The organism is Ralstonia sp. PBBBR1, from assembly GCF_002256165.1.
GTDB lineage: Bacteria > Pseudomonadota > Gammaproteobacteria > Burkholderiales > Burkholderiaceae > Ralstonia > Ralstonia thomasii.
Window position 1 is genome coordinate 524,768 of sequence record NZ_NKIL01000004.1, and the last position, 14,354, is coordinate 539,121.

13 protein-coding genes are annotated in these 14,354 nt (G+C 66.5%); 8 read left to right on the forward strand and 5 right to left on the reverse strand.

From position 1 onward, the window contains the following. Positions 1-66: 66 nt before the first annotated feature. The 4 genes from CFE42_RS08550 to CFE42_RS08565 all read right to left on the reverse strand — a co-directional run bounded on the left by CFE42_RS08550 (position 67) and on the right by CFE42_RS08565 (position 4,444). Positions 67-1,371, reverse strand: coding sequence for an MFS family transporter (locus CFE42_RS08550; protein WP_004632304.1), 1,305 nt, complete (start codon positions 1,369-1,371; stop codon positions 67-69). A gap of 199 nt (positions 1,372-1,570) precedes the next feature. Further along, complete coding sequence (locus CFE42_RS08555) at positions 1,571-2,794, reverse strand: MFS transporter (RefSeq protein ID WP_004632302.1); 1,224 nt, start codon at positions 2,792-2,794, stop codon at positions 1,571-1,573. 99 nt (positions 2,795-2,893) lie between these two features. After that, complete coding sequence (locus tag CFE42_RS08560; protein WP_004632300.1) at positions 2,894-3,730, reverse strand: GntR family transcriptional regulator; 837 nt, start codon at positions 3,728-3,730, stop codon at positions 2,894-2,896. 171 nt (positions 3,731-3,901) lie between these two features. After that, on the reverse strand, positions 3,902-4,444 hold the full coding sequence (locus CFE42_RS08565) for a helix-turn-helix domain-containing protein (RefSeq protein WP_004632298.1): 543 nt from the start codon (positions 4,442-4,444) through the stop codon (positions 3,902-3,904). 134 nt (positions 4,445-4,578) lie between these two features. Here CFE42_RS08565 and CFE42_RS08570 point away from each other — a divergent pair, with 134 nt between their 5' ends. From CFE42_RS08570 to modA, 4 genes are all read left to right on the forward strand, one after another. After that, a complete protein-coding gene (locus CFE42_RS08570) occupies positions 4,579-5,157 on the forward strand; it encodes a GNAT family N-acetyltransferase (RefSeq protein ID WP_004632295.1) in 579 nt (192 codons plus the stop codon). A 243-nt stretch (positions 5,158-5,400) separates the two neighbouring features. After that, on the forward strand, positions 5,401-5,835 hold the full coding sequence (locus tag CFE42_RS08575; protein ID WP_004632292.1) for a VOC family protein: 435 nt from the start codon (positions 5,401-5,403) through the stop codon (positions 5,833-5,835). A 50-nt stretch (positions 5,836-5,885) separates the two neighbouring features. Beyond that, positions 5,886-6,764, forward strand: coding sequence for a LysR family transcriptional regulator (locus tag CFE42_RS08580; RefSeq protein WP_004632291.1), 879 nt, complete (start codon positions 5,886-5,888; stop codon positions 6,762-6,764). A 107-nt stretch (positions 6,765-6,871) separates the two neighbouring features. Then, positions 6,872-7,645, forward strand: a complete 774-nt coding sequence (gene modA, locus CFE42_RS08585; protein WP_004632289.1) for a molybdate ABC transporter substrate-binding protein — start codon at positions 6,872-6,874, stop codon at positions 7,643-7,645. Here modA and CFE42_RS08590 read toward each other — a convergent pair whose 3' ends face one another. Next, the gene (locus CFE42_RS08590; protein ID WP_004632286.1) at positions 7,646-8,944 is read right to left on the reverse strand and encodes an MFS transporter; all 1,299 of its coding nucleotides are present in this window, start codon (positions 8,942-8,944) and stop codon (positions 7,646-7,648) included. It abuts the gene before it with no gap. 188 nt (positions 8,945-9,132) lie between these two features. Between CFE42_RS08590 and CFE42_RS08595 the strand changes: the two genes are divergently transcribed. From CFE42_RS08595 to CFE42_RS08610, 4 genes are all read left to right on the forward strand, one after another. After that, on the forward strand, positions 9,133-9,801 hold the full coding sequence (locus CFE42_RS08595) for a TetR/AcrR family transcriptional regulator (RefSeq protein ID WP_004632284.1): 669 nt from the start codon (positions 9,133-9,135) through the stop codon (positions 9,799-9,801). A gap of 93 nt (positions 9,802-9,894) precedes the next feature. After that, complete coding sequence (locus CFE42_RS08600) at positions 9,895-10,857, forward strand: MoxR family ATPase (RefSeq protein WP_004632283.1); 963 nt, start codon at positions 9,895-9,897, stop codon at positions 10,855-10,857. Between the two features lie 12 nt (positions 10,858-10,869). Continuing rightward, positions 10,870-11,952, forward strand: coding sequence for a DUF58 domain-containing protein (locus CFE42_RS08605; RefSeq protein ID WP_004632281.1), 1,083 nt, complete (start codon positions 10,870-10,872; stop codon positions 11,950-11,952). Continuing rightward, entirely contained in the window at positions 11,949-13,982 is a 2,034-nt protein-coding gene (locus CFE42_RS08610; RefSeq protein WP_004632280.1) for a DUF3488 and DUF4129 domain-containing transglutaminase family protein, read from the forward strand. Before CFE42_RS08605 ends, CFE42_RS08610 begins: the two co-directional genes overlap by 4 nt. Positions 13,983-14,354: the final 372 nt, after the last annotated feature.

A 14,354-nucleotide genomic window follows, 5' to 3' on the forward strand; every position in this document is an offset into this window, starting at 1 on the left:
CCGCGACCGCCGTTTGAGACATCGGTGGTCGCGGTATGCCCTTGTTGTTGAAGCGCCGGGCCGCGATTACGGCGTGTGGCGCAGATACCCTTCCTTGCTCGGATCGGGCATGAAGTACGTCACGACGAAAGACACCGCGCACAGCGCCGTCACATACCAATAGAACGTCGATTCGGTACCGGCCTGCTTGAACCACAGCGCCACGTATTCCGCCGAGCCGCCGAACACCGCGTTGGCAATCGCATACGACAGGCCCACGCCCATGGCGCGCACCTCTGGCGGGAACATCTCGGCCTTGATCAGCCCGCTGATCGACGTATAGAAGCTGACGATGGCCAGCGCCACCGTGATGAGGCCGAAGGCAGCGAGCGGGGTCGTCACCGTGGCCAGCGCCTTCATGAGCGGTACTGTGCCCAGCACCGAGAGTGCCCCGAACAGCAGCATCGAATTGCGGCGGCCGATGCGGTCGGACAGCGCGCCAAACACGGGCTGCAGCACCATGTAGACGAACAGAGCACCCGTCATCACGTTGGAGGCGGTCTTGGTCTCCATGTGTGCCGTGTTGACGAGGTACTTCTGCATGTACGTCGTGAACGTGTAGAAGATCAGCGAGCCGCCAGCGGTAAAGCCGATCACGCGCAGGAACGCGCCCTTGTGCTGCCACGCGCCGCGGATCGTGCCCGCGTGCTCCGCCGTGCGCGCCGAGGCGGTCTGCGTTTCGTGCAGTGACTTACGCAGGTACAGGGCGATCAGCGCGGTGAGTGCGCCCACCACAAATGGAATGCGCCAGCCCCAGGCTTTCAGCTCCGCGGTCGTCAGCAGTTGCTGCAGGATCACCAGGACGAGCACGGCGCACAGCTGGCCGCCAATCAGCGTCACATACTGGAACGAGGCGAAGAAGCCGCGCCGGCCCTGCAGTGCCACCTCGCTCATGTACGTCGCGCTGGTGCCGTATTCCCCGCCCACCGACAGGCCCTGGAACAGCCGCGCGACGAGTAACAGGAACGGGGCCAGCGCACCGATCTGCGCATACGTTGGCAGCACCGCGATCAGCAGCGAGCCGCCGCACATCATCAGCACCGAGATCATCATCGCCCTGCGCCGGCCGTGCTTGTCGGCAATGCGGCCGAACAGCCAGCCGCCGATCGGCCGCATCAGGAAGCCCGCCGCAAACACGCCTGCCGTGTTCAGCAATTGTGTCGTGCGGTCACCGCTGGGGAAGAAGGCGGGCGCAAAGTACAGCGCGCTGAACGCGTAGACGTAAAAGTCGAACCATTCGACGAGGTTGCCCGACGACGCGCCGACGATGGCAAAGATACGGCGACGTGTGTCGTGCGGGTCAACCGCGTGCGGGGTGGCAGTGCTATCCATGAGGGCGTCTCGGTGTGGTCGGTGTGGTTGTTCTGTGGGCAGCCTAAGCTGAACCTCAGAATTGTAGCGACATGTCGCGGGTTGTCGCGCCCGGAATTGCCCCGATGGGTGAGATGGTGTGTTGCGGCAGGTGTGCAGGAGGCGTGCTGAGGTCACGCAGAAACGGGTACGCCCAACACGCGTACCCGGTCGATTTCGCTCATCGTGCGCCCTGCCGCGCGTTGAACACCACGCGCAACCCGAGCGCCACCAGCGCCGCCGCCGCGCAGAACGCCATCAATCCAGTCCAGCGCGCGCTCGTCCACGCCAGGCTCGCGCCATATGCGCCCACCGACATGCCGATGAACAGCGCCGTCATGAACACCGCGTTGATACGGCTGCGCGCTTCGGGTGCCAATGCATAAATGATGGTCTGGTGCGATACCAGCGCAGCCTGCACGCCCACGTCAAAGACGAGCGTGCCGATCACGATGGCGATGAGCGATTGCGGGAACAGTGCCATCGCGGCAAACGTCACCGCCATGAGCAACGCACCACCCGCAGCGATGTGGCCGGGCGCAACGCGGCCCGACAATCGCCCGGCAATGCTCGCGCCCAGTGCGCCCGCTGCACCGGCCAGGCCAAGCAGGCCCGCTTGACCCGTCGACAGGCCGAGCGAACTCGTCAGGTGCAATGCCACGGTCGACCAGAAGCCCGAGAACGCAATGCCGATGAATGCCTGCGTGATGGCCGCCGCGCGCAGCCGCGGGTGCTGTGCGAACAGCGTGCCCAACGAACGCAGCAGCGTGAGGTACCGCTGCCTCATGGTTGCGGGCGGTGCCACACCAAAGTGGGCGGCGCGCACGGCAATCGCCAGCCCGACAATCGCTACCGCCGATACGCCAAATGCCGCGCGCCAGCCGAAATGGTCCGCCACGATGCCGCTGAACACGCGCGAGCTGACGATGCCGATCAACAGCCCCGTCATCACCGTGCCGATGTTGCGATTGCGGTTGTGGTCGGTGCTGATGGCCGCGGCGCTGGGCACGAAGTCCTGCGCGATGGTGGCCGACAGCCCCACCGCAAAGCCCGCTGCCGCAAGCAGTGGGAGGTTGGGCGCGAGGCAGCTGGCGATGAGCGCCAATGTGAGCAGCAGCGCCTTCCAGAGGATGACGATGCGGCGATCGTAGCGGTCGCCCAGCGGGCCGAAGAAAAAGATGCCGCTGGCGTAGCCCGCCGCCGTGAGCGTCGGCAACACGCCCAAGGCGTGCGGCGCGATGGCGAGGTCGCGGCCGATGAGGCCCAGTAGCGGGTGGTTCAGGTAAATGCACGCCACGCTGATGCCCGCGCCGGCCGTGAGCAGGCGGATCAGCCCTCGGGTGTCAGGTGCGGCAGGTGCCATGGTGGTATTGGCAGGCGTTGGGGACGCAGGCGAGGTCGACATGGGAACCTCATGAGGAAATTGCTGCATCGCAGCGAAGCGGCGATGCTAACAACTTTCCTGGGGGCCTGCTGACGGCCAATAACCTTGCTGGTGGTGGTGTCAGGCGCGCTGGCCGGCGGGGGTGGAGGCCGAGGCGGGTGCCTCCTCCACGTCCTCGCTGTGGCCACCGTGCACGTCGTGACCGGCGTTGTCGATCCACAGGCGGGCGCGGTCCTCGCCCACGCGCGACAGCTCCATGCGGTATTCGTAGCGGTCGGGCCGGTAGAGGCCCTGCAGCAGTTGCACGGGGCGCCCGCTCATCTCGCGCACGATGCGCTGGACGGAGAGCAGCGGCGCGCCCACCGACACATCCAGATATTGCGCCGTCGCCACATCGGCCAAACGTGCCGACACCACCTGCGACGCACGATCGATCCGCACGCCCGAGCCCTCGATCAGCCGCAGCAGCGACTGGCTGGCCAGGCGTTCGAGCGTGAGCTTGCTCGTCACGTCCAGCGGCAGCCACGTCGTGATGAGCGCCATGGGCGTGTCTTCCAGGTGGCGCACGCGCACGAGTTTCTTGATCGGCGTGCCAGGCGCGATTTCTAGGCATTTGGCCTCGTCGGGCGGGGCCAGCACGTCTTCAAATTCGACGACGACGGCGGAGGTGCGCTCGCCCACGTCAATGATGTTCTGCAGCAGCGTCTGGGCACCGCCGCCCATCGTCACCGGGTCATCAGGCTTGACGACAAACGTGCCCATGCCGCGATGGCGGCGCACCAGACCTTCCTTGACGAGGTAGTCGAACACGCGCCGCATCGTGACCCGCGACGCGCCGAACTGGCGGGCCAGTTCGATCTCGCCCGGCATCGGGCCATCGCTGAACCGGCCCTCAAGAATCTGTTGGCGCAGGACGACGTAGATCTGGTGGTAGAGCGGTACCACGGCATCGGGCATGGCAGTCGGGGTTCCGGGCGTGAGCAGAGAGGTACAGGGCGAAATCAGGAGGGGCAACCATCAGCCGATGGCGGCAAGGCGCGGGATGTGTTGGAAAGCCGGGTCGAACGCGGCCGTTTGCCCATTCATCCCCGACGATAGGGGGTTATGCCGGGCCTGTAAAGTTGTGTGTTACCCGTTGGCCGGCGGCGTATCAGCGGCCGTGGCGGCACGATTTTCCCCCCGTCCATAACGCGGATTGCGCTCGCGCATCGAGTTCTTGGGCGCAACGGGCTCGCCCAGCGCATTGACCAGCGCGACGTGGATCGGGGTGCCGCTTTCGCGGTCGCGCAACAACATGGGACCTTCGCCGTCCGGCGTGAGGTAACGGTCGCCCCATTGCATGAGCGCGACGATGGCAGGCAGCAGGTCCACGCCCGCCCGTGTGAGCCGGTAGGCGTCGCGCACGCGGTCGCCCGGCTCCTGGTACGGCACGCGGCGCAGGATGCCGTACGTCACCAGCGCCTTGAGCCGCGACGACAGGATCGCCGACGAGCACCCCGTGCGGCGCAAAAACTCATCAAACCGCGTCACGCCCGAGAACGCCTCGCGCAGCACGAGCAGCGTCCATTTCTCGCCGACGATCGACACGGCGGCCGCGATCGAGCACGGCTCTTCCATCGACGTTACAAGCTCGGATGCCGCTGGGACGGGGAAAGGTTCCGGAATTCTCATGGCAAAAGCATAGTCAATTCTGACTTTACTTGCAAAAGTCAGGGTTTCTGCTAATCTAGCTTCAAATTAGAAAGTCAGGCGGTGATCCCGTGCTGGCATGCAATAACAACGATCCGTCGCGTGAGGAGATCCCCATGCTTTACACCATTCACCGTTACCCCGCCGAATGGATCGACCGCTGGACCATGCACGACGGCTCCATCGCCACCGTGCGCCCGATTCTGCCGCAAGACGCCCCGCTTGAGGCCGCTCTGGTCGAGGGGCTGTCGTCCGAGTCGCGCTATGCGCGCTTCCTGGTGGGCGGCGGCCGTCTGACCGACGAGATGCTCGCCACCTACACGCAGATCGACTACGTGAACCACATGGCGCTGGTCGTGAGCGTGGCGCGCCCCGACGGCACCGGTGAAGACCTGATCGCCGATGGCCGCTTCGTCGTGGAAGACGGTGTGGCCGAGTTCGCCATGCTGGTGGCCGACGCGTGGCAGGGCAAGGGCGTGGGGCGACGCCTGTTTGCCACGCTGGTTCGCGCGGCGCGGGTGTCCGGCGCGCGGGAAGTTTTCGGCGAGGTGTTGTCCATCAACCGCCGCATGATCAGCCTGGCGCGCGACGCGGGTTTTCGCGTGGCAAACGTGTCTGGCGACGCCACCGTCTGCACCGTGCGCCTGCCGCTGGCCCAGGCCGAAATGGCCGTGACGCCCTTCGCCTTCGCCTGATATTCGTCTTTGCGCGCCTGCTCGCCATGCAGGTGTGCTTACCGTGTGTCTCTTTCGCCGCCGTTGGGCGGCTTCTTTTTTTGCCGGAATCATCGAATTTGTTGGGGCTCAGCGCAAAAAAACATCGCTTTTGTGCATGAGTGGATCCGCATAGACTCATTCGCGTGGCCCGGTGCGTTAGCGGCCCCCCCGCTGCGTGCCGGTGCTGCCCCATTCAATCCTTCCCCAGCCTGCGCCCCCCACATGAGCAACGTCACGCCTGTGCTTGCCCCATTCCACCTTGCTTTTCCTGTGCACGATATTGCCGCGGCGCGTGCGTTCTACGGCGGTATCCTCGGCTGCCCGGAAGGCCGCAGTTCGCCGGAATGGGTGGATTTCAACTTCTACGGCCACCAGATCGTCGCCCATCTCGCGCCGGATGAAATCGGCCACCGCAAGACCAGCGCCGTCGACGGCGACAACGTGCCCGTGCGCCACTTCGGCGTGGTGCTCTCCATGGCCGAGTGGGAAGCCGCCGCCGACAAGCTGCGTGCCGCCGGCATCGAGTTCATCATCGAGCCGCATATCCGCTTCAAGGGCGAAGTGGGCGAGCAGGCCACGATGTTCTTCCTCGATCCGTCGGGCAATGCGATGGAGACCAAGGCGTTCGCCAACATGGCGTCGCTGTTTGCCAAGTAAGGCGGCGCGGCGCGCGTATCCTTGCGCTTCTTCACTGATCCGCGTGCCCCATGCTTCGAGAACTCAAGACTTTCATCGCCGTCGCCCGGCATGGCACGTTTGCGGGTGCGGGCGAGCGCATCGGCCTCACGCAGTCGGCGGTGAGCGCGCAGATCCAGCGGCTGGAAGAATCGCTCGGCTTTCAATTGTTCGATCGCACGGGCCGCTCGGCCACGCTCAATGCCGCCGGGCGCGATGCGCTGGCCCTGGCCGAACACATCGTCACGCTGTACGACCGTCTGGGCGACCAGGCCGGCGGCAACGAACAGCGCGGCCTGGTACGTATTGGCGCGATTGCTTCGGTGCAGACGTCGTTTCTCGTGGACGCGCTGGTGCAGTTTCGCCGCGAATTCCCGCATTGCCGTGCGCGCATCGTGCCCGGTGTCTCGCTTGACCTGCTCGGGCTGGTGGATGCCGGCGAGATCGACCTGGCCGTGCTGATCCGCCCCCCGTTTGCGGTCCCGGCCGATCTAGAATGGCGCACGCTGGTGGCCGAGCCCTTCGTGCTGCTGGTGCCTGCCGCCGTGCCCGGCGACGACTGGCGCGCGCTGCTCGCGCATCAACCGTTCATCCGCTATGACCGCCGCTCGTTCGGCGGCCGCCGCGTCGACCAGTTCCTGCGCGACCAGCGCATCACCCCGCACGACGTGATCGAACTCGACGAGTTGCAAGGCATGACGCAACTCGTGGCGCGCGGGCAGGGCGTGGCACTGGCCCCGCAAACCGCCGCACAAGGCACCTGGCCGTCCGGCACGCGCGCCGTCAGCCTGGGCGACGCCACGTTCTACCGCGAGATCGGCCTGATCGAGCGCCCGCGCCATAGCCGCCAGCCCATTGCGGGGCGGCTTGCCGATTGCATTGACGAAGCCGCCCGCGCCGAACGCACCTGAAGCCTCCACGGTGCGCGCGTGATATCCGGCATTCCGGTCGCGCGTTGACCAGGCGTTATATCGACTCGTATATTACGATCGGTTATTCATCCACTTCCGGATTTTTCATGCAACGTTTCTCGGTTCGCGCGCACGTGCGCGCCATTGGCCTGGTCGCCGCGCTGTCGCTGGGTTTTGCAGCGCCAGCCCGGGCGGCGGACCTCGTTGTCTCTGCCGCCGCCAGCCTGACCAACGCCTTCAAGACGATCGCCCAGCAGTACGAAAGGCTGCATCCGGACACCAAGGTTGTGCTCAACTTCGGCGCGTCGGACGTGCTGATGCAGCAGATCGTGAAGGGCGCCCCGGCTGACGTGTTTGCCTCCGCCGACCAGGAAGCGATGAACAAGGCGGTGGCTGAGAGGGTCATCAAGGCGGAGACGCGCCGCGACTTTGTCGCTAACCAACTCGTGCTGATCGTGCCGGCCACCGGCACGGTGCCCGTACATGCGCTGGCCGATCTGACGAGGCCCGACGTGAAGCGTGTCGCGATCGGCAATCCGGCGTCGGTGCCGGTGGGCCGCTATGCCAAGCGTGCGCTGGAAGCGGCCAAGCTGTGGGAGCCGATGGAGGCCAAGGCGGTGCTGGCGCAGAACGTGCGCCAGGCGCTGGACTATGTGTCACGCGGCGAGGTCGAGGCCGGCCTGGTGTTCTCCACCGATGCCGCCATCGCCGCCGACAAGGTGAAGGTGGCGAGCCCCGTGCCGCTGAATGTGCCACTCACCTACCCGATCGCCGTAACATCCGGCACGAAACAGCCGCAGCAGGCGGCCGACTTCGTGGCTTACGTGCTGTCGCCCGCGGGCCAGGCGGTGCTGGCCAGGTACGGTTTCCTGAAACCTTGATTACGCGGTAGCCGGTTGACCCGCACGCTCGGCGTCCTTCTTGGGCGTGCGGTGAATGCGCAGCACCAGGAAGGCGCCCGCCACGCACAGCCCGCCAGAGATCATGGAGGCGAGCGTGTAGTTCCCCAGCGAGGCGCGCATCATGCCCGCGCCCAGCGTGGCGAATGCCGCGCCCAACTGGTGCCCCGCGACGATCCAGCCAAACACGATGGGCGCGGCGGCCTTGCCGAACACATCGTTGGTCAGGCGCACGGTGGGCGGCACGGTGGCAATCCAATCCAGGCCGTAGAAGACGGCGAACACCGGCAGGCCGAAGAACTCGAAGCCGAACGCATACGGCAGGTAGATCAACGACAGCCCGCGCAGGCCGTAGTACCAGAACAGCAGCACGCGGCTGTTGTAGCGGTCGGACAGCCAGCCCGACAGCGTGGTGCCGACCAGATCGAAGATCCCCATCGCAGCGAGCAGGCTTGCGCCCTTCACTTCGGAGAACCCGTGGTCTGCGCACATGGCGATGAAGTGCGTGCCGATGTAGCCGTTGGTGCTCGCCCCGCAAATGAAGAAGCTCGCAAACAGCAGCCAGAAATCGCGCTTGCGGGCCGCCTGCACGAGCGTCTGCATGGCCAGGGTGATCGGGTTCGCGCGCGGGCCTTGGGCGGCTTCCGGCGCATCGGCGGGTTCGCCATACGTGCGCAGGCCCACGCTCTTGGGCGATTCCGGCAGCAGCAGCCATACCACCGGCAATAGCAGCGCAAGCACGCTGGCCACGATCAGCACCACCGGGCGCCAGCCGTAATGCTCGACCACCGCCGCCATCATCGGCAGGAACACGAGCTGCCCCGTGGCCGAACTGGCCGTCAGGATGCCCATAGCCAGCCCGCGATGCGAAGTGAACCAGCGGTTGACCACCGTCGCGCCCAGCGTGATGGCCGCCACGCCCGTGCCGCCGCCCACCATCACGCCCCACAGCAGCACCATCTGCCACGGCGCATGCATCATCGCCGAGAGTGCCGTGCCCGCCACCAGCACCGCCAGCGCACCGAGCACCGTCGGGCGGATGCCGAAATACTGCATCGATGCCGCAGCAAACGGCCCCGTCAGCCCGTACAGCGCAATCCCGATCGAGATGGCCAGCGAGATCGTGCTGCGGCTCCAGCCGAATTCGTGCTCGAGCGGCAGCATCATCACGCTGGGCGTGGCACGCGTGCCGGCCGCGCACAGCAGGATCAGGAACACCACGGCCAGCGCGAGCCAGCTGTAGTGAAAACGTGGGGCGATGAGGCGGGCAAGTCGCTGCATGGGGTGTCCGATGGTTTCGATTCTTTCTTCGATTCGATTCTTGTGGGGGCGACAATATCGCATTCGTTACCGGTCGGTAACAACGTGGTTGCGATAGTAGGTACCGGTCGGTAACATGTCAAGCAGCATTCGAATGACACCGGCGTGGCTGGGGGTTTGCCTCCCGCCGCGCCTGCAGGAGCACCACCATGGCCACCGCCGCCCGTCGCGGACCTCGCGCACTTTCCACCGTTGACACCGGTGATCAACCGAAACCGGCTCCGCGCCGCATCAGCGGTGAGGACGCGCACGCCAGCCTGCTCGAGGCGGCTCGTCAGCTGTTTTACTACGAAGGCGTGCGGGCCGTGGGCGTCGAAGCGGTGGTGGAGAAGGCCGGCGTCAACAAGATGAGCCTGTACCGGCAGTTCAAGTCGAAAGACGATCTCGTCATCGCGTACCTGGAGCGCAGCGACGAAAGCTTCTGGGGTTACTTCAACGCCAGCGTGGCCAAGCACCCCGACGATGCGCGCGCGCAACTGCTGCAGTTCTTCATCGACGTATCCGAACGCGCTTCGCGCCCCGGCTATCGGGGCTGCCCGTTCGTGAATGTGGCGGCGGAGTTTCCGGACATGACGCATCCGGCGCGGCAGTTTGTCCAGCGCAACAAGGCGCTGCTGCTCGCCCGCCTCCGGGACCGCGCCCAGGCCGCCGGCGCGACCGACCCCGATGCGCTGGCCGACGACCTCGCTTTCCTGATCGAAGGCGGCTATACGGCCAGCCAGACCTTCGGCACCGATGCGCCGCGCCTCATCAAGAGCCTGCCGCGCACGGCACGCGTGTTACTCGATGCGGCTATCCCCGCGCACAAACCGGACTGATGTTGTAGCGCGCTCACGCGCGCGAAACATGGGCGCACGGGTGTCGTGCGATGCCGCTACACTCGCTGGCATTGTTGCCTCGGCTGCACCTCGATGACGCCCAACCAAGTCCCGCTCTCTCCCGTTCGTACGACGCCCGCCACGCCGCTGACCTTGCCGGCGGCGTTGTCGCAGGCGCAACGCGCGCTTGATCGCATCGTGCTCGGCAAGCCGCTGCAGATCCGCCTGGCGCTGGCGTGTCTGCTGGCACGCGGGCATCTGTTGCTGGAAGACCTGCCGGGCGTGGGCAAGACCACGCTGGCGCATGCGCTGGCCCGTACGCTCGGGCTGCAATATCAGCGCGTGCAGTTCACGAGCGATCTGCTGCCCACCGACCTGATCGGCGTGTCGATTTATGTAAAAGAAAAGGGCGCGTTCGAATTCCACCCGGGGCCGCTGTTCGCGCAGGTGGTGCTGGCGGATGAAATCAACCGCGCCACGCCCAAGGCGCAAAGCGCGCTGCTCGAAGCGATGGCCGAAGGGCAGGTCACGCATGACGGGGCGACGTATTCGCTGCCCGAGCCGTTCTTCGTGATCGCCACGCAGAACCCGTTGAACCAGATCGGCACGCATCCGCTGCCGGAGTCGCAGCTGGACCGCTTCACGATGCGGCTCTCGCTGGGTTATCCCGATCAAAGCTCGGAGCGTGCGCTGTATCTAGGGGGCGGTGCGCCGCAGGACATCGAAGCCGTGCTGACGGCTGCGCAAGTGGTTGCGCTGCAGGCCGCCGCCGATGCCGTGCACGTGGCGCCGGCGCTGGTCGACTACGTGCTCGCGCTGGTGAATGCCACGCGCACAGATGCGCAGGTGCAGATGGGCCTGTCGCCGCGTGCGGGGCTGGCATTGCTGGCCGCGGCGCGCGCCTGGGCGCTCATCGATGCCCGCGATGCCGTACTGCCCGAAGACGTCCAAGCCGTATTCAAGGCCGTGGCGGCGCATCGGTTGCTGCCCACGGGCGGCACGCTGTCGGCGACCGCGCTGGCGCAGCGGCTGCTCGATACGGTCGCCATCCCCTAAGCAGGCAGCGCCATGGCGCGATTGAGTTCTCTGCTGCTCGCGCCGTTGCGTCTGCTCGGTGCCGGCCTGGCAATGCTGCCCGGCGTGCGCTTTGCACGGGCACGCGTGCAACGCTCTCTGCAGCGGCCGCGCACGCCACGCGAAGGCCGCATCCGCCTGGACCGCAATCACGTCTACATCCTGCCCACCGCGGCCGGCGGCGGCTTTGCGCTGCTGCTGGTCGTGATGCTGCTCACCTCGCTCAACTACAACGTAAGCCTGGGTTTTCTGCTGACCTTCGTGCTGGCCGGCGTGGGCGCGTCCGCCATGTGGCAGACGCATCGCAACCTCGTGGATCTGGAAGTGCGCGGCGCGGCGGGCGAAGCCGTATTTGCCGGCCATGCGTTGAATGTGGGCGTGGCGTTGGCCAACGTCACCCCGTGGGCGCGCGTGGGTGTGGATGTGAGCGCCGCGCAAGCCGCCGCGGTGGAAACATCGCTCGACGCGCAGGACGCCATCGTGGCTGCGCTGTCTTTCGCCGATCAGCCGCGCGGCTGGTTCAAGGTGCCGCGCCTGACGGTGTCGACGTGTTTTCCGCTTGGCCTGTTTCGCGCGTGGAGCTATGCCGATGCGCCGCTGACCTTGCTCGTCTATCCCGCGCCGGAGCCCTCCGCTCCGCCGCTGCCGGCGAGCTTTGCGCCCGACCCTGGCGACGAAGACGACACGCGCGCCGCCCGCACCCACGTCGAAGAAGCCGCCGACCAGTTGCGCACTTACCGCCCCGGCGACGCACTGCGCAGCATTGCGTGGAAGCACAGCGCGCGGCTCGACACATGGATGAGCCGCACCGGCCAGCAAGTGCGCCACGCGCAATGTGTGCTCGCGTGGGAAGCGCTGCCACCGTCGATGAACGTTGAACAACGCCTGTCGCGCCTGTGCGCCTGGGTGCTGGCAGCCGAGCACGCGCCCGCCGGCGATGAGCCCGAGTACACGCTGAGCCTGCCTGGCGTTGTCATCGGCCCGGCACGCGGTGTCGCGCATCGGGATGCGTGTTTGCGTGCCTTGGCGTTGTGGGGTAGGCCGGCGATGCCGGAAGCCGAAGGCGAAGTCACATGACCACTGCCACCATCGGCACCGAAGCGGCCGCCTTTGGCTCCGCCCGTGCGCTGACCCATCGCGAGCATGGCTGGCTGATCGCTCAGCTTGCCGTCGTGCTCGCGCCGCTGCTGCGTGCGCTGCCGCTGGTGACCTGCGCCGTGTTCGGCGTGCTGCTGCTCTGGCGCGCGCTGTTGTGGGTACGGCGCGCGCCGTTACCTGGCAAATGGGTGTTGGGGCTGACGGGCGTCGCCACGCTTGTCGTGACGCTGGCACTCGCCATGCGCACCGGCGGAAACATCGGGCGGGACTTGTCGGTGGCGCTGCTTGGTGCGTTTCTCGTGCTCAAGCTGATGGAATCGCACACGGTGCGCAACGGCGTGCTGGTTACGCAGTTGTGCTGTTTCCTGCTGCTCTCGCAGGTGCTGTTCGACCAGCCGCCGTGGCTGGCCGCCACCATGCTGGCAACCGTGGCGCTGCTGTTGCGCAACTGGCTGTTGCTGCTGCATCCGCAGGCGCTTGCGCGCGTGTCGCCGGCGCGAGTGCTGGCGCGCCTGGTGCTCATGGGTTTGCCGTGCGCGGCGGTGCTGTTCCTGCTGTTCCCGCGGCTGGATCATCCCCTGTGGCGCCTGCCGCAAACTGCCGACACCGCCGTCAGCGGCCTGTCGGACCGCATGGCGCCCGGCTCCGTCGGCCAGTTGATCCTCTCAGATGAGCTTGCCTTCCGCGTCGATTTTGTCGGCGCGCCGCCACCGCTCGACACGCTCTACTGGCGCGGCATGGTGCTGTGGCGTTTCGATGGCCAGACATGGACGGCCGCGTCGATGCGGCAACGTCCCGCAGCTGAAAGCGTACCCAATTCTGCGGACGCAACCGGCGGTGCGCCCGGCGTGTTCGACTACAACATTACGCTGGAACCGACGCGCCAGCGCTGGCTGTTTGCGCTCGATCGCGGCCAGTCGATCGAGGCGCGCGACGGCACCGGCCGCAGCATCGACGGCGAATTCATCAGCACGCAACCGGTCGACCAGCGTGTGCGGTATCACGCGCGCTCGCGGTTGCCGGAGCGCAATCGCGCCGACGACGCCCGCCCGCTCGACCCGCTCACGCAGCAGATGGCGCTGGCGTTGCCGCCGGGCAACGGCCAGGCGCGTGCGCTGGCAGCGCAATGGGCAGCGCTGCCGCCTGCAGAGCGCGTATCTGCCGCACTCAAGCTGTTTGGCAGCGCACCGTTTGCCTACACGCTTGAGCCGGAACCGCTGCAGGATCAGCAGATCGACGATTTCCTCTTCCGCACGCACCGCGGTTTCTGCGAGCACTACGCGGGCAGCTTCGTCTTCCTGATGCGTGCGGCGGGCGTGCCGGCGCGTGTGGTGGTGGGCTACCTCGGCGGTGAGGAGAACGCCGTGAGCGGCGACATCATCGTGCGCCAGTCCGATGCACATGCCTGGGCTGAGGTGTGGCTCGACGGGCGCGGCTGGGTGCGCGTGGACCCCACCGCCGCCGTCGCGCCGCAACGCGTCGAACGTGGCCTGGCCGCCGCCGTGCCCGCGAGTGAATTCCGCTCGCGCCGCGCAGAAGAACCCGGCTGGCTGCGCAGCGTGCGGTGGGGGCTGGATGGCCTGATCAGCGGCTGGAACAGCTGGGTGCTCGGCTATGACCGCAACCGCCAGGCGCGCCTGTTCGCGTGGCTGGGGCTCGATGCGGCGGACCCGCGCGCGGTGCTGTGGGGCGTGTCGGGTTTGTTCCTGCTCGCTGCGCTGCCGCTCCTCTGGCAGCAGCGCAAGCCCAAGCCGGACCCCGTGCAGGCCCAGTGGCAGCGCCTGTGTGATCGGCTGGCGCGGCATGGCTGCACGCGTGGGCCGGCGGAGGGCCCGATGGCCTACGCCGAGCGCGCTGCCGCGCAGTTTCCGCAAGCGGCGCAGGCATTGCGCAATGCCGCCGCAGGCTATGTCGCCTTGCGTTACGGGCGCGACGATGGCGATGCGCAGGCGCGTGCCCAGCGGTTCACGCAATGGCGCGAAGCCGTGACGCAAGTCCGGCTCGGCTGACGCGGCGCAGCGGTTGATCGGCTTAAACATCGCGCCCCAAAAAGCGGGCGCCCACGCGGTTGATCGAGCGCTCCGGTCATTCACTTGTGATGCTGCGTGATCGGCATTGCGCAAAGCATCGCGCTGCCGCAGCGCGCCCCAGGGCTTTCAATGCCGCGCCTGCCGGTTTTTCGAATGGCTTCGAGATAACACCGGGTCATGGATTTAACCCATTTTGGGTAATTTAGAGCAAAACCTTCAAACATAATCGTCCGAGCGCGTCAGCGCGCGAACCTTTGCGTCATGGTGACACCGCGTCCGGCGGGCATCTTCTGATGCAGATTGGCGTCATGACGAGGTTTTCGGCGTTTGACAATGTTTGCAATTGCCTTC